This is a genomic window from Pseudomonas sp. KH_017, from assembly GCF_057840285.1.
Genome location: NZ_CM174509.1, coordinates 4,182,866 through 4,203,343, shown reverse-complemented (window position 1 = coordinate 4,203,343; position 20,478 = coordinate 4,182,866). Strand labels below are relative to the sequence as shown.

The following is a 20,478-nucleotide window of genomic DNA, read 5'->3' as shown; positions in this document are numbered from 1 at the left end:
AAACGTTTGCGCGACGCCAGTGATGACTTTTCATCGCGGTGGGTCGTGAAGCTTACGTCAGCGCAAGCGTTGCTCACAATAATCATAAGATCGGAGTGAACCCATGAAGCTGCCATTCGCTGGACGTCTTCTCGCTGTCGCTATGCTGGCTGCCGCATCCGCTGCATTGCCTGTCTCTTCGGCTTTTGCTGAAACCGCTGAAAAGCCGAAAGTCGCACTGGTCATGAAATCCCTGGCCAATGAGTTCTTCCTGACCATGGAAGACGGCGCCAAGGCCTACCAGAAAGATCACTCCGGCGAATTCGAGCTCATCTCCAACGGCATCAAGGATGAAACCGACACCGCAGGCCAGACGCGCATCGTCGAGCAGATGATCCTGGCCAAGGTCAATGCACTGGTGATTGCGCCGGCGGACTCCAAAGCCATGGTCCCGGTGATCAAGAAAGCCATCGATGCCGGTATCACCGTGATCAACATCGACAACCAGTTGGACCCCGCCGTCGTCAAAAGCAAAAACATCAATGTTCCGTTCGTAGGTCCGGACAACCGCAAGGGCGCGCGGCTGGTGGGGGATTACCTGGCCAAACAGCTGAGGGCTGGTGACGAAGTCGGCATCATCGAAGGTGTGTCCACCACCACCAATGCCCAGCAGCGGACCGCGGGTTTCAAGGATGCGATGGAGGCGGCGCAGATCAAGGTCGTGTCCCTGCAATCCGGCGACTGGGAGATCGACAAGGGCAACAAGGTCGCCGCATCGATTCTCAGCGAATACCCGCAAACCAAGGCCCTGTTGGCCGGCAACGACAGCATGGCGGTCGGCGCGGTGTCTGCGGTGCGCGCCGCGGGCAAGGCCGGCAAGGTGCAAGTGGTCGGCTACGACAACATCAATGCCATCCAGCCAATGCTCAAGGATGGTCGCGTGCTGGCCACCGCGGACCAGTTCGCGGCCAGGCAGGCGGTGTTCGGCATCGAGACTGCATTGAAGATTCTCAAGGGCGAGCAGGTCGACGGCGGCGCCAATGGCGTGATCGAAACACCGGTAGAGCTGGTCACCAAGTAGCCTTCTGGCGACGCAACGGCGCTCGTCCAGCCGGACGAGCGCATGGAGAGTTTTTATGTCAGTTTGCGCTCCGAACGCTGTCCTCTCGGTCAGCGGTATCGGCAAGACCTACGCCCAACCGGTCCTGGCCGGCATCGACCTGACGCTCATGCGCGGGGAAGTGCTGGCGTTGACCGGCGAGAACGGTGCAGGCAAAAGCACGCTTTCGAAGATTATTGGCGGGCTGGTCACGCCGACCACCGGCCAGATGCAGTTTCAGGGGCGGGACTATCGTCCGGGTAGCCGGGCTCAGGCCGAAGCGCTGGGTATCCGTATGGTCATGCAGGAACTCAATCTGCTGCCGACCTTGTCGGTGGCGGAAAACCTGTTTCTCGACAACTTGCCCAGCAAAGGCGGCTGGATCAGTCGCAAGCAGTTGCGCAAGGCTGCCATCGAGGCCATGGCACATGTCGGGCTCGACGCCATTGACCCGGACACCCTGGTCGGCGAACTGGGCATCGGCCACCAGCAAATGGTCGAGATCGCCCGCAACCTGATTGGCGATTGTCATGTGCTGATTCTCGACGAGCCGACCGCGATGCTCACTGCACGCGAAGTCGAAATGCTGTTCGAGCAGATCACTCGCCTGCAGGCGCGTGGCGTATCGATCATCTACATCTCCCATCGCCTCGAAGAGCTGGCGCGGGTCGCGCAGCGCATTGCCGTGCTGCGCGATGGCAACCTGGTTTGTGTCGAGCCGATGGCCAACTACAACAGTGAGCAACTGGTTACCTTGATGGTCGGGCGCGAACTTGGCGAACACATCGATATGGGGGCGCGCAAGATCGGCGCTCCGGCGTTGACGGTCAAGGGCCTGAACCGTGCCGACAAGGTTCGCGACGTGTCGTTCGAAGTCCGTGCCGGAGAGATTTTCGGCATTTCCGGTTTGATCGGCGCGGGGCGCACCGAGCTGCTGCGCCTGATCTTCGGTGCCGATATCGCCGACAGCGGCACGATTGCCCTGGGGGCGCCGGCGCAGGTCATCAATGTGCGCTCGCCAGTGGATGCGGTCGGGCATGGCATCGCGTTGATCACTGAAGATCGTAAGGGCGAAGGCCTTTTGTTGACGCAGTCGATCGGCGCCAATATCGCCTTGGGCAACATGCCCGGCATCTCCAGTGCGGGCTTTGTCGACAACGATGGCGAAAACGCCTTGGCCCAGCGTCAGATCGATGCCATGCGCATTCGCAGTTCCGGTCCGGCACAGTTGGTGTCCGAGTTGTCCGGCGGCAATCAGCAGAAGGTCGTCATCGGCCGCTGGCTGGAACGCGATTGCTCGGTGCTGCTGTTCGACGAGCCGACCCGCGGCATCGACGTCGGCGCCAAATTCGATATCTACAACCTGCTCGGCGAATTGACCCGCCAGGGCAAGGCGCTGGTGGTGGTCTCCAGCGATTTGCGCGAGCTGATGCTGATCTGCGACCGGATCGGCGTGCTGTCGGCCGGGCGCCTGATCGATACATTCGATCGCGACAGCTGGACCCAGGATGAGTTGCTCGCCGCTGCTTTCGCTGGCTACCAAAAACGTGATGCGCAGCTCGTTGAAGCCGCGCCTAGGGATCTTCCATGAAAACCGCTTCTTTCGCCGGCAATCGCAGTGGCAACTTCTACGGCCTGGGCACCTATCTGGGGCTGGCGGGTGCCTTGTTGGCGATGATCGTGCTGTTCTCGGTGCTGAGCAGTCACTTCCTGTCGTACGATACTTTCAGCACCCTGGCCAACCAGATTCCGGACCTGATGGTGCTGGCGGTCGGCATGACCTTTGTGTTGATCATCGGTGGCATCGACCTGTCGGTAGGCTCGGTGCTGGCGCTGGCGGCCTCGACCGTGAGCGTGGCGATTCTTGGCTGGGGCTGGGGCGTGCTGCCGGCGGCGCTGCTGGGCATGGCCGTCGCGGCGCTCGCCGGTACCGTCACCGGCTCGATAACGGTGGCCTGGCGGATTCCGTCGTTCATCGTGTCCCTGGGCGTGCTGGAAATGGCTCGCGGGGTGGCGTACCAGATGACCGGTTCGCGTACGGCCTACATCGGCGATGCGTTCGCCTGGTTGTCCAACCCGATTGCCTTCGGCATTTCGCCGTCGTTCATCATTGCGTTGTTGATCATTTTCGTCGCCCAGGCCGTGTTGACCCGCACGGTGTTCGGTCGCTACCTGATCGGGATCGGCACCAACGAAGAGGCTGTGCGGCTGGCGGGGATCAATCCGAAGCCATACAAGATCCTGGTCTTCAGCCTGATGGGGTTGCTGGCCGGTATTGCCGCGTTGTTCCAGATTTCTCGCCTGGAAGCCGCCGACCCGAATGCGGGCTCAGGACTTGAGTTGCAGGTGATCGCGGCCGTCGTGATCGGCGGCACCAGCCTGATGGGCGGCCGCGGTTCGGTGATCAGCACGTTTTTTGGCGTCCTGATCATTTCCGTGCTGGCCGCGGGGCTGGCGCAGATCGGGGCAACCGAGCCGACCAAGCGCATCATTACCGGCGCGGTGATCGTGGTGGCGGTGGTGCTGGATACTTATCGCAGTCAACGCGCAAGCCGGCGGACCTGAGTCATGGCGACTATTAAAGATGTGGCAGCCCTTGCCGGTATTTCCTACACCACGGTTTCCCATGTGGTGAACAAGACCCGCCCGGTCAGTGAAGAGGTCCGGATCAAGGTCGAGGCGGCAATCCAGACCCTCGACTACGTCCCCAGCGCGGTGGCCCGTTCGCTCAAGGCCAAGACCACGGCGACCATCGGCTTGTTGGTGCCCAACAGCCTCAACCCGTATTTCGCCGAACTGGCCCGGGGTATCGAGGATTACTGCGAGCGAAACGGTTACTGCGTCATCCTGTGCAACTCCGACGACAATCCGGACAAGCAGCGCAGCTACCTGCGTGTGCTGCTGGAAAAACGCATCGACGGCCTGATTGTCGCCTCGGCCGGTGGCGACAGTGGCTTGGCACAAGGCCTGAAAGGCGTCCGCACACCCATGGTGATCGTCGACCGCGGACTGGACGGCGTCGATGCGGACCTGGTGCGCATCGACCATGAATACGGCGCGTATCTGGCGACCCGGCACCTGCTGGAGTTGGGGCACCGGGATATCGCCACCATCAGCGGGCCGGAAAACACCAGTGTGGCGCAGATGCGTCTGGCGGGTTATCGCCGGGCCTTGAAAGAGGCGGGCGTCGAAGTCTCTCCCGAGCGCATGCTGGAAAGCGATTTCACCAGCACCGGCGGTTACAGCGCTGCCGCGATTCTGCTGGAAAAAAATCCGCCTACCGCCATTTTTGCCGCCAACGACATGATCGGCATCGGCGTGCTGCGGGCCGCCGCCGAGCGCAATATTCGCGTACCGAGCGAGTTGTCGGTGATCGGCTTCGACGATATCCAGATGAGTCGGTATGTCTACCCGTCGTTGACCACGGTCGGGCAATCGATCCTGCAGCTCGGCGAAATGGCCGCCGAAGTGCTTTTACGGCGAATCGCCACGCCGGGCCTGGCGACCGATCAGCGGATCGTGACGCCGAGTATCGTCATGCGCGAATCGACGGCGCCGCTGGCCGGCGTGTTTGCCCAATTCCGTTGAAACAAAAAGCCGTTGAAAGCAGAAAGCCGTTGAAAACAGAAAGCCGCTGAATCAAAAGCGCCGCCGAAACAGAATCGATGAGTAGCAATGTATGCCAGCAAAAGTAGTGGTAATAGGCAGTTTGAACATGGACCTGGTGACCCGGGCACCACGCTTGCCCAAGGGCGGTGAAACGCTGATTGGTCAGTCGTTTATCACCGTCTCCGGCGGCAAGGGCGCCAATCAGGCCGTGGCTGCGGCGCGCCTGGGAGCCCAGGTCTCGATGATCGGCTGCGTGGGCAATGACGCTTATGGTGAGGCGCTGCGCGGGGCGCTGTTGGCCGAGCAGATCGATTGCCAGGCGGTGAGCACCGTTGACGGTTCCAGCGGCGTGGCGTTGATTGTGGTCGACGACAGCAGTCAGAACAGCATCGTGATCGTCCCCGGTGCCAACGGGGCGTTGACCGCTGAAGCCATTGACCGTTTTGATTCGGTGATACGCGCGGCGGACGTGCTCATCTGTCAGCTGGAAGTGCCCGATGCTTCTGTTGGTCATGCGCTCAAGCGCGGCCGCGAGCTGGGCAAGACGGTCATCCTCAACCCGGCACCGGCCAGCCGTCCGCTGCCAGCGGACTGGTACGCGTCCGTCGATTACCTGATTCCCAACGAAAGCGAAGCGTCGGCCCTGAGCGGTCTGTCGGTAGACTCCCTGGACACCGCGCAAGCGGCGGCGACGCGCCTGATTGCCCTGGGCGCCGGCAAGGTGATCATCACCCTCGGTGCGCAAGGCTCGCTGTTTGCCGATGGCCAACGCTTCGAACATTTCCCAGCGCCCGTGGTAAAGGCGGTCGATACCACGGCGGCCGGCGATACGTTTGTGGGCGGTTTCGCCGCGGCGCTGGCCGCGGGTAAGGATGAGGCGCAGGCGATCCGCTTCGGACAGGTGGCCGCGGCGCTGTCGGTCACCCGTGCCGGCGCGCAACCTTCGATTCCCGCCTTGAGCGATGTACAGGCGTTTAAAACCCCATGAAAAAGACACCCCTGCTCAACATTGCGCTGTCGCGGCTGATCGCTTCATTGGGGCATGGCGACCTGGTCGTCATCGGGGATGCGGGGTTGCCGGTTCCGCCGGGCGTTGAATTGATCGACCTGGCCCTGACCCATGGCATTCCGGATTTTGTCAGCACCTTGAAGGTCGTGCTCAGCGAGATGCAGGTCGAAAGCCATGTGCTGGCTCAGGAAGTCTTCGATAAAAAGCCGTCGGCCCTGGTCGCGCTGGAAGAGCTGAACGGCGAAGGCGCGTTGGGTCGGCGTGAAGTGCTTACCCATGAACAATTCAAGGTCCTGAGCCGACAAGCGAAGGCGATTGTTCGTACAGGCGAGTGCCAGCCGTACTGCAACATTGTGCTGGTCGCCGGCGTTACGTTTTGACTGGTTGTCCGCGTTTTGATGTCCCTGGCACAAGGAGTGCTCCCGTATCGCTATGCTTAGAAACTGCACCCATTGCTCCGGAGTCTGCTGCTTTTGTCCCTGATTACCGCAACCAACGCCCAGGCGGCACCAAAGATCGACCTGATCATCGACACCGATCCGGGGGCGGACGACGTTGTTGCGCTGTTGTTCGCCCTGGCGTCGCCGGACGAGCTGAATGTCCGCGCATTGACCACTGTTGCCGGCAATGTTCGCCTGGACAAGACCTCGCGCAATGCGCGATTGGCCCGGGAGTGGGCGGGGCGCGAAGAGGTTCCGGTCTATGCGGGGGCGCCGAAGCCCTTGATGCGTACACCCGTCTACGCCGAGGACATTCATGGCAAGGAAGGGTTGTCGGGCGTTGCCGTGCATGAGCCCAAGAAAGGTCTGGCCAAGGGCAGCGCCATCACTTATCTGATCGATACCCTGAAATCGGCCAGGCCCCACAGCATTACCATCGCCATGCTAGGCCCACAGACCAACCTGGCCCTGGCGCTGATCCAGGAGCCGGGTATCGTTCAGGGCATCAAGGAAGTGGTGGTCATGGGCGGTGCGCACTTCAACGGCGGCAACATCACACCGGTGGCCGAGTTCAACCTGTTCGCCGACCCGCAAGCGGCCGAAGTGGTGCTCAACAGTGGCGTGAAGCTGACCTACCTGCCGCTGGATGTGACCCACAAGATCCTTACCAGCGAAGCACGCCTGAACCAGATTACCGCGCTGAATAACAACGCCAGCCGATTGGTGAGCGACATTCTCAATGAGTACATCAAGGGCGACATGGAACACTACGGTCTTCCAGGCGGCCCGGTGCATGACGCCACGGTTGTCGCTTACCTGCTCAAGCCGCAATTGTTCAGCGGTCGCTCGGTCAACGTGGTGGTCGACAGCCGTGAAGGACCGACTTTTGGACAAACCATCGTCGACTGGTATGACGGCTTGAACGCGCCAAAGAACGCCTTTTGGGTAGAAAGCGGCGACGCCCAGGGCTTCTTCGATCTGCTGACCGAGCGCCTGGCCCGTCTGAAGTAAGCATCATCTCCTGCAGGTACTTTCCTGCGGGTTTTACTCCCTCGCGCTAACCGCTTAGGTCTTTTGATCCGATAGGTGTTTCTCGAAAATCTGCTCGATGAACGATTGGGCGGCTTCGGTTCCAAGGTCCCTGACCAGCAGGTCGATACCGATAATGGCGAGCTCTTCCGTGCTGCCTGGGCTGTAGGAGCTGTGGCCGTCTTGCCACTTGGCCTTGATGTCAGCGTCGATGCTTACGGTGGTCATGATGGCGCTCGTGAGGTCGGGGAAGTCTGAGTGCCGAGTTAACCATTTTGCGGGGCTTTTGACACCTCGACTTAGGCATGAAAGGAGGGCTGTGCGACACTTGGTCTCTGACGAATATTCAAGGAATGCGCTGTGCAGATCGATTTGAACTCCCCGGATGGCCTGACCCTTGAGGCGGTGCGTCAGTTGCTGGCCAGCGCCAGTGACGATGAGCACACCCAGTTGCGGGTCACCAAAGGCGGCATTGCCTACATCTCCTCGGGTGTCGTGGGCGGCACCGATATCGACGGGTTGTTGTTTCGACTCGAAACCTGGGCCAAGGGCTCCGGTTATGTCGGGCGGGTCGCAGCCAGCGATGAAGTCTGGGTCATGCAAATCTTCAATGCCTTGAAAGAGAACTGGCCCAATCCGCCTTACGACTACATCGACGTCTATTGAGCGCCGTTCATATTCAGTCACGATTCAGTGATTAAGGGCAGGGCGACGCTCAGGCAGAATCGCGGCTCGTCCGGATCATGGGCAGGGTGTAAGTGCTCCCTGAGAAACCAAACGCCAGTCTGGTTGTCGCACGATCTCAGCTCAATCATTGAATAAGGAGGCTTCATGCCTTGGAAGCTCGCGTCATTGGGTACTTTGTTGGCCGTTGCCATGCTGGCCGGCTGCAGCACTGCCTCTACGGAGCCGGCAACAACGGATGTTGCGACGACTGACACGGGTCACAGTCGCTGCGAGGCAAAGGCTGCCGAGTTCACCATCGGCAAACAGGCGTCGCCGCAGCTGCTCGAGCAGGCGCGTACCCGCTCAGGCGCGCAAAGTGCACGGTTCCTGCTGCCAACCGATATGGTGACGCTGGAGTACCGTTCCGATCGCCTGAACCTGAACACCGATGCCAGCCGGGTAGTGACCCGCGTCAACTGCGGCTGATCGCCCGGCTTTTGTTTCACCCATAAAAAACCCCGTCACATGGACGGGGTTTTTTTAGTGCGCCTGGAAATTACTCTGGGCGAACTTGAGCAGCTTGCATACCCTTTTGGCCTTTCTCAGCCACGAAGGAAACAGTCTGGCCTTCTTTCAGGCTTTTGAAACCGTCGCTTTCGATAGCTTTGAAGTGTACGAACAGGTCGTCACCGCCACCTTGAGGAGTGATGAAGCCGAAGCCTTTTTCATCGTTGAACCATTTAACGGTGCCGGTTTGGCGATTAGACATGGTGTATCTCCAAGAAACATATATTTTCAGTAGTACTGTGCTGCTCAGGCCAACTGGGCACACCCGGGTATCATAGTCGAAATGTACGCTTTGGGAGCCCCCCGGACGCACTGTTTGCCATCCAGTCGTGTTTTCTTTGTGTCCTTTAGCGGCTGAAAGCCCCGTTCTATAAGGCTTACGGCCGAAAGTTAAGGCGATAAAAAAAGCTGAAAAACCTGAATAAATTGTACGAAAGGACCTGTTTCAGCAGCTTTTTAACAGTATTTCAGGGGCTGAAAGCGCGGTGACGAGCTTATTTTTGCTCTTTTTTGGTGGCCTTGCAGGCTGCAATTTTGCTCAGTGCCTGTTGCTTCAATGTGTCGCTGGCCGTGTTGTTCATCAGGGCCTGAATATCGGCGGCAGGGTACGATTTGATAGCATCGGCACCGCAGGCGCAGTGGGATTTCGCTGCTGGCGTACCAATCTTCTCGGCAGCGGCAGGAACGCACTGAGCCATGTATTTCTCTCGTTCGCCTTTCGGCCATTCTGCGTGGGCGACCAGTGGCAGCAGGAGAATGACGGGGGCGACTACTGCGAACAAACGATTCAGACGCATGCTGAGATACTCCTTGTGGGTCAAATATCTTGTTATCTGAGGGGGAGAGTGCGCTTCAAGTTCAGCACTCTGGCATAAAAACAGCCAATTTACCCTGCCGCAAAACCTGCGCACCGTGGCAACCGTTCATCTGTGCTAGCATGCGTGGCTCGGGCGTTTGCAGGCTCCGACGGACCTTCAGTCCCGGTGGCGGCAGATGCACGATTAACCCTGATTTGAATCCCAGTCACTCTGGTTCGGTTTCCCGGTTGGCCGCAAGGCTCCTGCCGCTGTAAGGCAGGCGTTCGTCATTGAACGGCCTGGACCGGATCTTGTACTGGCTCATCCCAACCCACGTGACCTTTGGTAGGGGTCACCACTAGGAGAGGAGGCGCCATGCCAACTATTACTCTTCCCGACGGCAGTCAACGTTCATTCGATCACCCGGTTTCCGTAGCCGAGGTCGCCGCATCCATCGGTGCTGGCCTGGCCAAGGCCACCGTTGCCGGCAAGGTCGATGGCAAGCTGGTCGACGCCAGCGACATCATCGACAGCGACGCGTCGCTGCAAATCATCACGCCAAAGGATGAAGAGGGGCTGGAGATCATTCGCCACTCTTGCGCCCACCTGGTTGGCCATGCGGTCAAGCAGTTGTACCCGACCGCCAAAATGGTCATCGGTCCGGTCATCGACGAAGGTTTCTATTACGACATCGCCTTCGAGCGTCCTTTCACCCCGGACGACCTGGCCGCCATCGAACAGCGCATGCAGCAGCTGATCGAAAAAGATTACGACGTGATCAAGAAAGTCACTCCGCGCGCCGAAGTGATCGAAGTGTTCAAGGCCCGTGGCGAAGACTACAAGTTGCGCCTGGTCGAAGACATGCCGAACGAGCGGGCCATGGGCCTGTACTATCACGAAGAATACGTCGACATGTGCCGCGGCCCGCACGTGCCGAACACCCGCTTCCTGAAATCCTTCAAACTGACCAAACTGTCCGGCGCCTACTGGCGCGGTGATGCCAAGAACGAGCAATTGCAGCGCGTCTACGGCACCGCATGGGCGGACAAGAAGCAACTGGCGGCTTACATCCAGCGCATTGAAGAAGCCGAAAAGCGCGACCACCGCAAGATCGGCAAGCGCCTGGGCCTGTTCCACACCCAGGAAGAGTCGCCGGGCATGGTGTTCTGGCACCCGAACGGCTGGACTTTGTACCAGGTGCTCGAGCAGTACATGCGCAAGGTTCAGCGCGACAACGGTTATCTCGAAATCAAGACGCCGCAAGTCGTTGACCGCAGCCTGTGGGAGAAATCCGGGCACTGGGCCAACTACGCCGACAACATGTTCACCACCCAGTCGGAAAACCGCGACTACGCGATCAAGCCAATGAACTGCCCTTGCCACGTGCAGGTGTTCAACCAGGGCCTGAAAAGCTACCGCGAGTTGCCGATGCGCCTGGCCGAGTTTGGTGCATGCCACCGTAACGAGCCATCGGGTGCCTTGCACGGCATCATGCGCGTGCGCGCGTTCACTCAGGACGACGCCCACATCTTCTGCACCGAAGAGCAGATGCAGGCCGAATCCGCCGCGTTTATCAAGCTGACCATGGACGTCTACGCCGATTTCGGCTTTAAAGATGTCGAGATGAAGCTGTCCACTCGTCCGGAAAAACGCGTCGGTTCCGACGAGCTTTGGGATCGCGCCGAAGCTGCACTGGCCGCAGCCCTTGATAGCGCGGGCCTGCCGTACGATCTGCAGCCGGGCGAGGGTGCGTTCTACGGTCCGAAGATCGAGTTCTCGCTGAAAGATTGCCTCGGTCGCGTCTGGCAATGTGGTACCCTGCAGCTCGATTTTAACCTGCCTGTCCGTCTGGGAGCCGAATACGTCTCCGAAGACAATAGCCGCAAGCACCCGGTCATGTTGCACCGGGCGATCCTGGGGTCCTTCGAACGTTTCGTCGGAATTCTGATCGAGCACTACGAGGGTGCATTCCCTGCGTGGCTGGCGCCGACCCAGGCAGTGGTGATGAATATCACTGATAAACAGGCCGATTTTGCCGCTGAAGTTGAAAAAACCCTCAACGAAAGCGGATTTCGTGCCAAGTCTGACTTGAGAAATGAAAAGATCGGCTTTAAAATCCGCGAGCATACTTTGCTCAAGGTTCCTTATCTCTTGGTTATCGGAGATCGGGAAGTCGAGATGCAGACTGTCGCTGTGCGTACTCGTGAAGGTGCTGACCTGGGCTCGATGCCCGTCGCCCAGTTCGCTGAGTTTCTCGCGCAAGCGGTTTCCCGGCGTGGTCGCCCAGATTCGGAGTAATTATTATTAAGCGTGAAATGAGACAAGATAAACGAGCTGCACCGAAAGCCCCGATCAACGAGAATATCTCGGCACGCGAGGTTCGGTTAATTGGGGCTGAAGGTGAACAGCTTGGGATTGTGTCAATTGAAGACGCGCTTCTTAAGGCTGAAGAGGCCAAGCTGGATCTGGTGGAAATTTCCGCCGATGCAGTACCCCCTGTTTGCAAACTGATGGACTACGGCAAATCGATCTTCGAGAAGAAGAAGCAGGTTGCCGCGGCCAAGAAAAACCAGAAGCAGATTCAGGTTAAAGAAATCAAGTTTCGTCCAGGGACGGAGGAAGGGGATTACCAGGTAAAACTGCGCAACCTGGTACGTTTCCTGAGTGATGGGGACAGGGCCAAGGTATCCTTGCGATTCCGCGGCCGTGAGATGGCCCACCAGGAGCTGGGGATGGAACTCCTCAAGCGAGTTGAAGGTGACTTGCTCGAGTACGGTTCGGTCGAACAGCATCCTAAGATGGAAGGACGCCAGCTGATCATGGTCATCGCCCCGAAAAAGAAGAAGTAATCAACAGGGCACGGCAGGCCTTCTGATTATGTTTATCAACTGAATGCGGAGTATCCGAACATGCCAAAAATGAAGACCAAAAGTGGTGCTGCTAAGCGGTTTCTGAAAACTGCTAACGGTATCAAGCACAAGCACGCTTTCAAGAGCCACATCCTGACCAAAATGTCGACCAAGCGTAAGCGTCAACTGCGCGGTAGCAGCTTGCTGCATCCGTCTGACGTGGCAAAAGTCGAGCGCATGCTGCGCCTTCGTTAATTTTAGTCAAGAATAGAGGAAGTAACTCATGGCTCGTGTAAAGCGTGGCGTCATTGCCCGTAAGCGTCACAAAAAAATTCTGAAACTTGCTAAAGGCTACTACGGCGCACGCTCCCGCGTATTCCGTGTTGCCAAGCAAGCGGTAATCAAGGCAGGCCAATACGCCTACCGTGACCGTCGTCAGAAAAAACGTCAGTTCCGCGCTCTGTGGATCGCTCGTATCAACGCTGGTGCTCGTATCAACGGTCTGTCCTACAGCCGTTTCATCGCCGGCCTGAAAAAAGCGTCCATCGAGATCGACCGTAAGGTTCTGGCTGATCTGGCAGTGAACGAAAAAGCGGCGTTTGCTGCGATTGTCGAGAAAGCTAAAGCCACCTTGGCTTAAGTACCCCCGACAGTCACCCGGCCTCACCTCTGTGGGGCCAGGTGTTAAACGTCATAAATAGGGGAAGAGCCTTCAAGCTCTTCCCCTATTTTGTATCTGGAGTCTGTACATGGAAAACCTGGATGCGCTCGTCTCTCAAGCACTAGAGGCTGTGCAAAGCGCTGAAGATATCAATGCCCTGGAGCAAATCCGGGTTCACTACCTTGGCAAGAAGGGTGAATTGACTCAGGTGATGAAGACCCTGGGGAATTTGCCGGCAGAGGAGCGTCCGCAGGTCGGTGCGCTGATCAACGTTGCCAAGGAGCGTGTCACAGAGGTCCTCAATGCGCGCAAGGCATTGTTTGAAGAAGCCGATCTGGCTGCCAAACTCTCCGCCGAGTCCATTGACGTGACCCTGCCTGGCCGTGGTCAGACCTCCGGTGGTCTGCATCCGGTTACCCGCACTCTGGAACGTGTCGAACAGTTCTTCACCCGTATTGGCTACGGCATCGCCGAAGGCCCTGAGGTCGAAGACGACTACCACAACTTCGAAGCGCTCAACATCCCAGGCCACCACCCGGCCCGGTCGATGCATGACACCTTCTATTTCAATGCGAACATGCTGTTGCGCACCCATACCTCGCCGGTACAGGTCCGCACCATGGAGTCGAAACAGCCACCGATCCGCATCGTCTGCCCAGGCCGTGTGTACCGCAGCGACTCCGATATCACCCACTCGCCGATGTTCCACCAGGTCGAAGGCCTGCTGATCGATCGCGACATCAATTTCGCCGACCTCAAAGGCACCATCGAAGAGTTCCTGCGGGTGTTCTTCGAAAAGGAACTGGCGGTGCGTTTCCGTCCTTCGTACTTCCCGTTCACCGAGCCATCCGCTGAAGTCGACATGGAATGCGTGATGTGCAGCGGTAAAGGCTGCCGCGTCTGCAAGCAGACCGGCTGGCTGGAAGTGATGGGCTGCGGCATGGTTCACCCGAACGTGCTGCGCATGTCCGGTATCGATCCGGAAGAGTTCTCGGGCTTTGCCTTCGGCATGGGCGTAGAGCGTCTGGCCATGCTGCGTTACGGCGTGAACGACTTGCGTCTGTTCTTCGACAACGACTTGCGGTTCCTCGCGCAATTTCGCTAGTCGTAACGAATTCTTAGGAGAGCAGGATGAAATTCAGTGAACAATGGCTGCGTGGCTGGGTTAGCCCGCAGGTAAGTCGCGACGAGCTGGTTGCTCGTCTGTCGATGGCCGGTCTTGAGGTCGATAGCGTTACGCCGGCCGCCGGTGTTTTCAGTGGCGTGGTCGTTGGCGAGGTGCTGAGCACCGAGCAGCACCCGGATGCCGATAAACTGCGCGTGTGCCAGGTCAGCAACGGTTCGGAAACCTTCCAGGTTGTTTGCGGTGCGCCAAACGTGCGCCCGGGCCTGAAGATTCCTTTCGCCATGATCGGCGCCGAGCTGCCAGGCGACTTCAAGATCAAGAAGGCCAAGCTGCGTGGCGTTGAGTCCAACGGCATGCTGTGCTCGCAATCCGAGCTGCAGGTCGGTGAAGGTAATGACGGCCTGATGGAGCTGCCGGCCGATGCGCCGGTAGGCAAGGATTTCCGCGTTTATCTGGACCTGGAAGACGCCAGCATCGAGGTCGATCTGACCCCGAACCGTGGCGACTGCCTGTCCCTGGCCGGTCTGGCCCGTGAAGTCGGTGCCTTGTACGCCGCTGCGGTGGTCCGTCCGGTGGTGGCTTCGGTTCCTGCCGCCCACGACGAAGTGCGTTCGGTAGAAGTGCTGGCGCCCGCCGCGTGCCCGCGCTACCTCGGTCGTGTGATTCGTAACGTCGACCTGTCCAGGCCTACGCCGCTGTGGATGGTTGAGCGCCTGCGTCGTGCAGACGTGCGCAGCATCGATGCTGCCGTCGACATCACCAACTACGTGATGCTGGAACTGGGTCAGCCGCTGCACGCCTTCGATCTCGCCGAAATCAACGGTGGCATCCGTGTGCGCATGGCCGAAGAGGGCGAGAAACTGGTGCTGCTCGACGGTCAGGAAGTCAGCCTGCGTAGCGATACGCTGGTGATTGCCGACCACTCCCGCACACTGGCAATCGCCGGTGTCATGGGTGGCGAGCACAGCGGTGTTTCCGCGACCACCCGTGATGTGTTCCTGGAAAGCGCTTTCTTCGACCAGATCGCCGTAGCAGGCAAGGCCCGTTCCTATGGCCTGCACACCGATGCATCGCATCGCTATGAGCGTGGCGTGGACTGGCAACTGGCCCGCGAAGCCATGGAGCGCGCGACTGGCTTGCTGCTGGAAATCACCGGTGGTGAAGCGGGCCCGATCATCGAGACCGTCAGCGAACAGCACCTGCCGAAAATTGCTCCGATCACCCTGCGTGCCCAGCGCATTACCCAGATGCTGGGTATGGAAATGGATTCGGCCGAAGTGGAGCGTCTGCTCAATGCCTTGGGCCTGACCATTACTGCCGACGGGGCAGGGCAGTGGCGTGTAGACGTACCGAGCCATCGCTTCGATATCAGCCTGGAAGTCGACCTGATCGAAGAACTGGCACGCCTGTACGGCTACAACCGTTTGCCCGTTCGTTATCCGCAAGCGCGTCTGGCGCCGCAAGCCAAGGCGGAAGCCCGTAGTGACCTGCCTGAACTGCGCCGCCTGCTGGTTGCCCGTGGTTATCAGGAAGCTATTACCTACAGCTTCATCGATCCGAAACAGTTCGAACTGTTTAATCCGGGTGTTGAACCGTTGCTGCTGGCCAACCCGATTTCCAATGACATGGCCGCCATGCGTTCGTCGCTGTGGCCGGGTCTGGTCAAGGCGCTTCAGCACAACCTGAACCGTCAGCAGGATCGCGTGCGCCTGTTTGAAAGCGGCCTGCGTTTCGTTGGTCAGCTTGAAGGTTTGAAGCAAGAGCCGATGTTGGCGGGTGTTGTTTGCGGCAGTCGCCTGCCGGAAGGCTGGGCGCAGGGTCGCGATACCGTCGACTTCTTCGACGTCAAGGCTGATGTGGAAGCGGTGCTGGGCTTCGCCGGTGCCCTGGATGCGTTCACTTTCGTGCCGGGCAAACACCCAGCGCTGCACCCGGGTCAAACCGCGCGCATCGAGCGTGACGGTCGTCTGGTCGGCTTCATTGGCGCGATCCACCCTGAATTGTCGAAAACCCTCGGTCTCGACCGTCCGGTCTTCGTCTTCGAGTTGGTTCTGGCGGAAGTAGCGTCGGGCAAAATGCCAAAATTCCACGAGTTATCGCGCTTTCCTGAAGTGCGTCGTGACCTTGCACTGATTGCGCACAAAGACGTTGCAGCCACGGCTGTGCTGGACGTAATCCGTGAAAATGCAGGCGAATGGCTGACAGACCTCAGGCTATTTGACGTGTATCAGGGTAAAGGCATTGATCCTGATAGAAAAAGCCTTGCAGTCGGCTTGACCTGGCAGCATCCATCGCGCACTCTTAATGACGATGAGGTGAATACCGCAACGCAAAACATCCTCACCTCGCTCGAACAAAGGTTGAACGCCACGTTAAGGAAGTGACGTATGGGGGCTCTGACGAAAGCTGAGATGGCGGAACGTCTGTATGAAGAGCTGGGCCTGAACAAACGGGAGGCCAAGGAATTGGTCGAACTGTTTTTTGAAGAAATCAGGCACGCTCTCGAAGACAACGAACAAGTCAAATTGTCCGGTTTCGGCAATTTCGACCTTCGGGACAAACGCCAGCGGCCTGGCCGCAATCCGAAAACGGGGGAAGAAATCCCGATCACGGCTCGCCGTGTGGTCACCTTTCGTCCAGGGCAGAAGTTGAAGGCCCGAGTTGAGGCTTATGCTGGAACCAAGTCATAACGACGAGCTCCCCGTCATCCCGGGCAAACGCTACTTCACCATTGGTGAAGTCAGCGAGCTGTGTGCGGTAAAACCACACGTGCTGCGCTACTGGGAGCAGGAGTTTCCTCAACTCAACCCTGTCAAACGCCGCGGAAACCGCCGGTATTATCAGCGCCAGGACGTGCTGATGATCCGGCAGATCCGCGCGCTACTTTACGATCAGGGGTTCACCATCGGCGGAGCGCGCCTGCGTTTGTCCGGTGATGAAGCCAAAGACGACACCACCCAATACAAGCAAATGATCCGCCAGATGATCGCCGAGCTCGAAGATGTTCTGGTGGTACTCAAGAAATAAATTCTCGCTTTTAAATACTTCCAGTTTTCAAAAGCTTGCGATATATTCTTGAGCGTTCTTCGAGATGAGGGATGAGTTTCACGCCTAGTCGGGGCGTAGCGCAGTCCGGTAGCGCACTAGCATGGGGTGCTAGGGGTCGAGTGTTCGAATCACTCCGTCCCGACCATATTTTTCAAGGGGTTGCGAGATTTTATCTCGCGACCCCTTTTTATTTTAGGTCGTTTTTACCCCTACAAAACGGCTGGCTTTCGGTGGAATCCTCACCTCTTGGGAAGGAGATGGACGCAAGATTTCGGTGTGCCAATGCCCCCCCCAGTGTTCGTGCCGACGCCGATTTGATCCAGTTGCCGAAATGCCACTGATCCAGTCCGACTCCTCTCGAACCTTCGCCTACGCTGGATTCGTACCAATTTGGAGGTGGGGCAGTCTTGCGTCGGCACGTGGGTCAATTCGGTGTCGGCGTGAACACACAGTGGCGGGATGCTGAAATACCGCAAGACCACCATTCACCAAGCTTGTGAGCTCGCCCACTCTCCAGCGGTGGGCGGCCTGCAGGCGAAAATGGAAGCGTAGCGTCTGCCCGAAGCGTGCTACTGATTTATGTTGGGTCCTTGCGTAGTGGCACCTCAACCGCCGGTTCACTACGGGGTGATCTTCCCGAGGGTGATGATGCTCGCTGAGGCTCTGCTTCGCCATGTCGGCTCCTGGGCACCGTCGCTGATGGTGCCCAGGTTCTTGGCTTACTCTGCCTGAAAGTTCCGACGGGTACGGCTATCAGAAAAGGCTGATGTTATAGCTGAGGATCAGCCGGTTCTCATCAATATCGCTACGGTAGTTGGAGCGCGCAATAGCGTTGCGGATGCGGATACCCACTCCACGCAGCACTCCACTCTGGACAGCGTAGCCAATATCCAGATCGCGCTCCCAGTCCTGACCTTCAAACCCCCGCCCAGTGGTGACGTTGTCTCCAGTCACGTAGCGCAGAGTGGTGGTCAGACCGGGAATTCCGAGGGCGACGAAGTCGTAGTCGTGCCGGACTTGCCAGGAGCGTTCATCCGGTGCGGCGAACTCGTAGGTAGGCAGGGTATTGCCAAGCGGGTTGGTGTTGGCGCCAACCTGGATGAAACCATCGTCGCCGCCGATCTGCTGGTAGCCCAGGTAGAAAGTATGGCCGCCGCGCTTCGCCGACAACAGGTTGAACAGTGCATGGTTATCGAGCTTGCCGGCGATGCTTCGGCCGTCGTCGCGAGCATCGAAGTAGCCGACACTTATGCCTAGCGTCCAGTCAGCTACTGGCTCGGCGTGCTTGAAGCTGTAGTAACGCTGTTGGTAGATGTCTTCCAGTTGCGCCTGCCAGAGACCGACGCTGGTGCGATTGGAGTTGAAACTGTAGTCGGCACCCAGATAGTTGAAGCGGTCGCTGGTGAAATTGGCGATACGCGCCGGGTTGATCGGGTCATTGATCAGTGCATACATCTCCTGGGTGTTACTCGAGTCGCGCAGGCTAGTGGAGTGCAGCTGGCCAGCGTTTACGGTTAGTCCGGACAATTCGTTGGAAACCAGCGAAGCACCCTGGTAGGTCGGCGGCAGTAGGCGCAGATCGCTGTAGACCAGTACCGGCAGGTTGGGCCGCAGCTCACCAACCTTCAGCTCAGTGCTGGAGACCTTGAGTTTCATCGCCGCACCCAGGCGGCCGTACTCATCGGCGGATCTGCCGTCGTCGTGTGTCGGCAGCAGTCCGGTCCTGGCCCGGCTCGGGCTGCTGTCGAGCTTGACACCGTAGAGGCCGAGCACGTCCACGCCGACACCGATACTGCCCTGTGTGTAGCCTGAGCGGGCATCAAGGATAAAGCCCTGGGCCCACTCCTCGGCCCTGGATTGCTTGTTGGGGCCGACGATGTCGGAGAAGTCGCGGCTAAAGTAGTAGTTGCGCAGTTGCAGGTTGGCCGTCGCGCCTTCGATGAAGCCGGCTTCTTCGGCCAGCAGTGGTGGGGCCAGGCCCAGCGTCAGGCAGCCGCCGAGGGTGCTGCTGATTGCATGGGCTTTGCGCAGTGCAGGAGTGTGCATGCTGTTGATCTCTGGAATGAGGACAAAGCGCCTCCTGTCAGACGAGGTCGAGGCCTGTCCGCAGGAGGGGTTTGAACATGAGGTGGCTGATGGCTCGCGGGCCTGGCTTGAGCTGTTCCGCGTCGGTGGGATCAGCCGCAAGGGGGGCTGTATGAGATCCCCTTGCGACTCACATCAGGACGCGCAGTCGCCTGGCTGAAGTGTCTCAACGATTGACCAGCTTGGCCGGCAGGGCGATCACCAGGAAGCTGCTGAGAATCAGGCAGACGGCGAAGAACCACAGTGCGCCGGCGCTGCTGCCGGTGACGTCGATGGCCACGCCCATCAGCGAGTTGCTGACCAGCCCGGCAATGTTCGCCACCGAGCAGGCGAGGGCGAAGCCGGTGGCCGCCGCGGTGCCTTTGAGAAAGGTTGCCGGCAGGCTGAAGAACACCGGCACCGCGCCGATGATCGCCGCCGACGCAATAGCGAACAGCGCCACGGTCGCCACCACGTTGTCGACAAAGAAGGGCGCACTGGCCATGGCCGCTGCGCCTACCAGAAAGGGCACGATGATGTGCCAGCGGCGTTCGCGGTGTTTGTCGGAGCTGGCGCCGATCAACAGCATGCCCAGCAACGCGGCGATGCTCGGCAGCGCGGTGAGCACGCCGATGTGAAAGGTATCGACGACGCCTGCGTTGCGGATGAAGGTCGGCATCCAGAACCCCATGGCATAGGCGCTGAGCAGGATCGAGAAGTCGATGCCGCCGAGCATCCACACCTTCAGGTTGAAGAAACCGTCGCGAAAGCTGTGCTTGCTGCCGGTGGAGTCGGCGTCGTCGGCGCGCAGTTCCTGTTCCAGCAGGTTTTTCTCGTCATCGTTGAGCCATTTGGCCTGGCGGTAGTTGTTCGGCAAAGCCCAGAAGGTCAGCACACCGAGCAACACGCTGGGTATCGCTTCGAGGAGGAACAACCACTGCCAGCCGCGCAGGCCGCCAGCGTTATCGAAATGCCCCATGATCCAGCCGGACAGTGGGCCGCCGAGCACGCTGGACAACGGCAGGCCGATCATGAACAAGGCGATGATGCGGCCGCGGCGATAAGTCGGGAACCAGGTGGTCAGGTAATACAGCACCCCCGGCAGAAAGCCCGCTTCGGCGGCGCCGAGCAGGAAGCGCAGGATGTAAAACTGCGTGGTGGAAGTGACGAGCATGGTGCAGGCCGAGAGCAGCCCCCAGGTGATCATGATGCGTGCGATCCAGATCTTCGCCCCGACTTTTTCCAGGACCAGATTGCTCGGAACCTCGAAAATGATGTAGCCGACGAAAAACAGACCGGCGCCCAGGCCGAAAGCCGTTTCGCTGAAGTGCAGATGCTCAAGCATTTGCAGTTTGGCGAAGCCGACGTTGATCCGGTCCAGATAGGAGGCCAGATAGCAGAAGCAGAGGAAGGGAATAAGCTTCCAGGTGATCTTGCGGTAAAGCGCCTGGACTGGGTCTGCGACGGTGGTCGCAGTGGGTGTACCTACATTTGCAGAGGGCATGGGTGTCTCCTGGCGGTGACTTTGTGATTGT

Annotated in this window: 22 protein-coding genes and 1 tRNA gene; 18 read left to right on the top strand and 5 right to left on the bottom strand. The window is 58.9% G+C overall.

From position 1 onward, the window contains the following. Nucleotides 1–103 precede the first annotated feature (103 nt). From AC3IT6_RS19115 to AC3IT6_RS19085, 7 genes are all read left to right on the top strand, one after another. Complete coding sequence (locus AC3IT6_RS19115; protein ID WP_489351990.1) at nt 104–1,060, top strand: sugar ABC transporter substrate-binding protein; 957 nt, start codon at nt 104–106, stop codon at nt 1,058–1,060. Nucleotides 1,061–1,115: 55 nt separating this feature from the next. After that, the gene (locus AC3IT6_RS19110; protein WP_489351988.1) at nt 1,116–2,669 is read left to right on the top strand and encodes a sugar ABC transporter ATP-binding protein; all 1,554 of its coding nucleotides are present in this window, start codon (nt 1,116–1,118) and stop codon (nt 2,667–2,669) included. After that, a complete protein-coding gene (locus AC3IT6_RS19105; protein WP_347907568.1) occupies nt 2,666–3,643 on the top strand; it encodes an ABC transporter permease in 978 nt (325 codons plus the stop codon). The genes AC3IT6_RS19110 and AC3IT6_RS19105 overlap by 4 nt, the downstream gene beginning before the upstream one ends. Before the next feature lie 3 nt (nt 3,644–3,646). Further along, the gene (locus tag AC3IT6_RS19100) at nt 3,647–4,666 is read left to right on the top strand and encodes a LacI family DNA-binding transcriptional regulator (protein WP_489351985.1); all 1,020 of its coding nucleotides are present in this window, start codon (nt 3,647–3,649) and stop codon (nt 4,664–4,666) included. 91 nt (nt 4,667–4,757) lie between these two features. Continuing rightward, entirely contained in the window at nt 4,758–5,675 is a 918-nt protein-coding gene (gene rbsK / locus AC3IT6_RS19095; RefSeq protein ID WP_489351983.1) for a ribokinase, read from the top strand. Continuing rightward, nucleotides 5,672–6,076 (top strand): D-ribose pyranase, encoded by a 405-nt coding sequence (gene rbsD, locus AC3IT6_RS19090; RefSeq protein ID WP_223448447.1) that lies wholly within the window; start codon nt 5,672–5,674, stop codon nt 6,074–6,076. The genes rbsK and rbsD overlap by 4 nt, the downstream gene beginning before the upstream one ends. A 93-nt stretch (nt 6,077–6,169) precedes the next feature. Next, the gene (locus AC3IT6_RS19085) at nt 6,170–7,147 is read left to right on the top strand and encodes a nucleoside hydrolase (RefSeq protein WP_489351981.1); all 978 of its coding nucleotides are present in this window, start codon (nt 6,170–6,172) and stop codon (nt 7,145–7,147) included. A 54-nt stretch (nt 7,148–7,201) separates the two neighbouring features. Here AC3IT6_RS19085 and AC3IT6_RS19080 read toward each other — a convergent pair whose 3' ends face one another. Continuing rightward, entirely contained in the window at nt 7,202–7,393 is a 192-nt protein-coding gene (locus AC3IT6_RS19080) for a hypothetical protein (protein ID WP_150752671.1), read from the bottom strand. 132 nt (nt 7,394–7,525) lie between these two features. Between AC3IT6_RS19080 and AC3IT6_RS19075 the strand changes: the two genes are divergently transcribed. Both AC3IT6_RS19075 and AC3IT6_RS19070 read left to right on the top strand, forming a co-directional pair. Beyond that, nucleotides 7,526–7,831: a hypothetical protein gene (locus AC3IT6_RS19075; RefSeq protein ID WP_007992468.1), complete on the top strand. Its 306-nt coding sequence runs from the start codon at nt 7,526–7,528 to the stop codon at nt 7,829–7,831. Nucleotides 7,832–7,996: 165 nt separating this feature from the next. After that, nucleotides 7,997–8,317, top strand: coding sequence for an I78 family peptidase inhibitor (locus tag AC3IT6_RS19070; protein ID WP_489351978.1), 321 nt, complete (start codon nt 7,997–7,999; stop codon nt 8,315–8,317). A 70-nt stretch (nt 8,318–8,387) separates the two neighbouring features. On the opposite strand, the gene AC3IT6_RS19065 is transcribed toward AC3IT6_RS19070, so the two are convergent. Together AC3IT6_RS19065 and AC3IT6_RS19060 are read right to left on the bottom strand one after the other, a co-directional pair. Beyond that, nucleotides 8,388–8,600 (bottom strand): cold-shock protein, encoded by a 213-nt coding sequence (locus tag AC3IT6_RS19065; protein ID WP_003179963.1) that lies wholly within the window; start codon nt 8,598–8,600, stop codon nt 8,388–8,390. Nucleotides 8,601–8,892: 292 nt separating this feature from the next. Next, complete coding sequence (locus AC3IT6_RS19060) at nt 8,893–9,195, bottom strand: hypothetical protein (protein ID WP_223448450.1); 303 nt, start codon at nt 9,193–9,195, stop codon at nt 8,893–8,895. A 375-nt stretch (nt 9,196–9,570) separates the two neighbouring features. Between AC3IT6_RS19060 and thrS the strand changes: the two genes are divergently transcribed. The 9 genes from thrS to AC3IT6_RS19015 all read left to right on the top strand — a co-directional run bounded on the left by thrS (nt 9,571) and on the right by AC3IT6_RS19015 (nt 17,024). Then, nucleotides 9,571–11,493, top strand: coding sequence for a threonine--tRNA ligase (thrS, locus tag AC3IT6_RS19055; RefSeq protein WP_489351975.1), 1,923 nt, complete (start codon nt 9,571–9,573; stop codon nt 11,491–11,493). Beyond that, nucleotides 11,493–12,044, top strand: coding sequence for a translation initiation factor IF-3 (gene infC / locus AC3IT6_RS19050; RefSeq protein ID WP_172668659.1), 552 nt, complete (start codon nt 11,493–11,495; stop codon nt 12,042–12,044). The genes thrS and infC overlap by 1 nt, the downstream gene beginning before the upstream one ends. A 60-nt stretch (nt 12,045–12,104) precedes the next feature. After that, the gene (gene rpmI / locus AC3IT6_RS19045; protein WP_002553160.1) at nt 12,105–12,299 is read left to right on the top strand and encodes a 50S ribosomal protein L35; all 195 of its coding nucleotides are present in this window, start codon (nt 12,105–12,107) and stop codon (nt 12,297–12,299) included. 28 nt (nt 12,300–12,327) lie between these two features. Beyond that, on the top strand, nt 12,328–12,684 hold the full coding sequence (gene rplT, locus AC3IT6_RS19040) for a 50S ribosomal protein L20 (protein ID WP_007905879.1): 357 nt from the start codon (nt 12,328–12,330) through the stop codon (nt 12,682–12,684). Between the two features lie 109 nt (nt 12,685–12,793). Continuing rightward, nucleotides 12,794–13,810: a phenylalanine--tRNA ligase subunit alpha gene (gene pheS, locus AC3IT6_RS19035; protein WP_007975711.1), complete on the top strand. Its 1,017-nt coding sequence runs from the start codon at nt 12,794–12,796 to the stop codon at nt 13,808–13,810. 26 nt (nt 13,811–13,836) lie between these two features. Further along, complete coding sequence (gene pheT, locus AC3IT6_RS19030) at nt 13,837–16,215, top strand: phenylalanine--tRNA ligase subunit beta (RefSeq protein ID WP_489351973.1); 2,379 nt, start codon at nt 13,837–13,839, stop codon at nt 16,213–16,215. A 3-nt stretch (nt 16,216–16,218) separates the two neighbouring features. Beyond that, on the top strand, nt 16,219–16,521 hold the full coding sequence (ihfA, locus tag AC3IT6_RS19025; protein WP_002553164.1) for an integration host factor subunit alpha: 303 nt from the start codon (nt 16,219–16,221) through the stop codon (nt 16,519–16,521). Further along, nucleotides 16,502–16,858, top strand: a complete 357-nt coding sequence (locus AC3IT6_RS19020; RefSeq protein WP_003179985.1) for a MerR family transcriptional regulator — start codon at nt 16,502–16,504, stop codon at nt 16,856–16,858. Before ihfA ends, AC3IT6_RS19020 begins: the two co-directional genes overlap by 20 nt. Nucleotides 16,859–16,947: 89 nt before the next feature. Continuing rightward, nucleotides 16,948–17,024: transfer RNA gene (locus AC3IT6_RS19015), tRNA-Pro, on the top strand. Nucleotides 17,025–17,632: 608 nt separating this feature from the next. Here AC3IT6_RS19015 and AC3IT6_RS19010 read toward each other — a convergent pair. Together AC3IT6_RS19010 and AC3IT6_RS19005 are read right to left on the bottom strand one after the other, a co-directional pair. Next, complete coding sequence (locus tag AC3IT6_RS19010) at nt 17,633–18,925, bottom strand: OprD family porin (protein WP_489351970.1); 1,293 nt, start codon at nt 18,923–18,925, stop codon at nt 17,633–17,635. A gap of 205 nt (nt 18,926–19,130) precedes the next feature. Further along, complete coding sequence (locus AC3IT6_RS19005) at nt 19,131–20,447, bottom strand: MFS transporter (RefSeq protein WP_489351968.1); 1,317 nt, start codon at nt 20,445–20,447, stop codon at nt 19,131–19,133. Between the last annotated feature and the right edge of the window lie 31 nt (nt 20,448–20,478).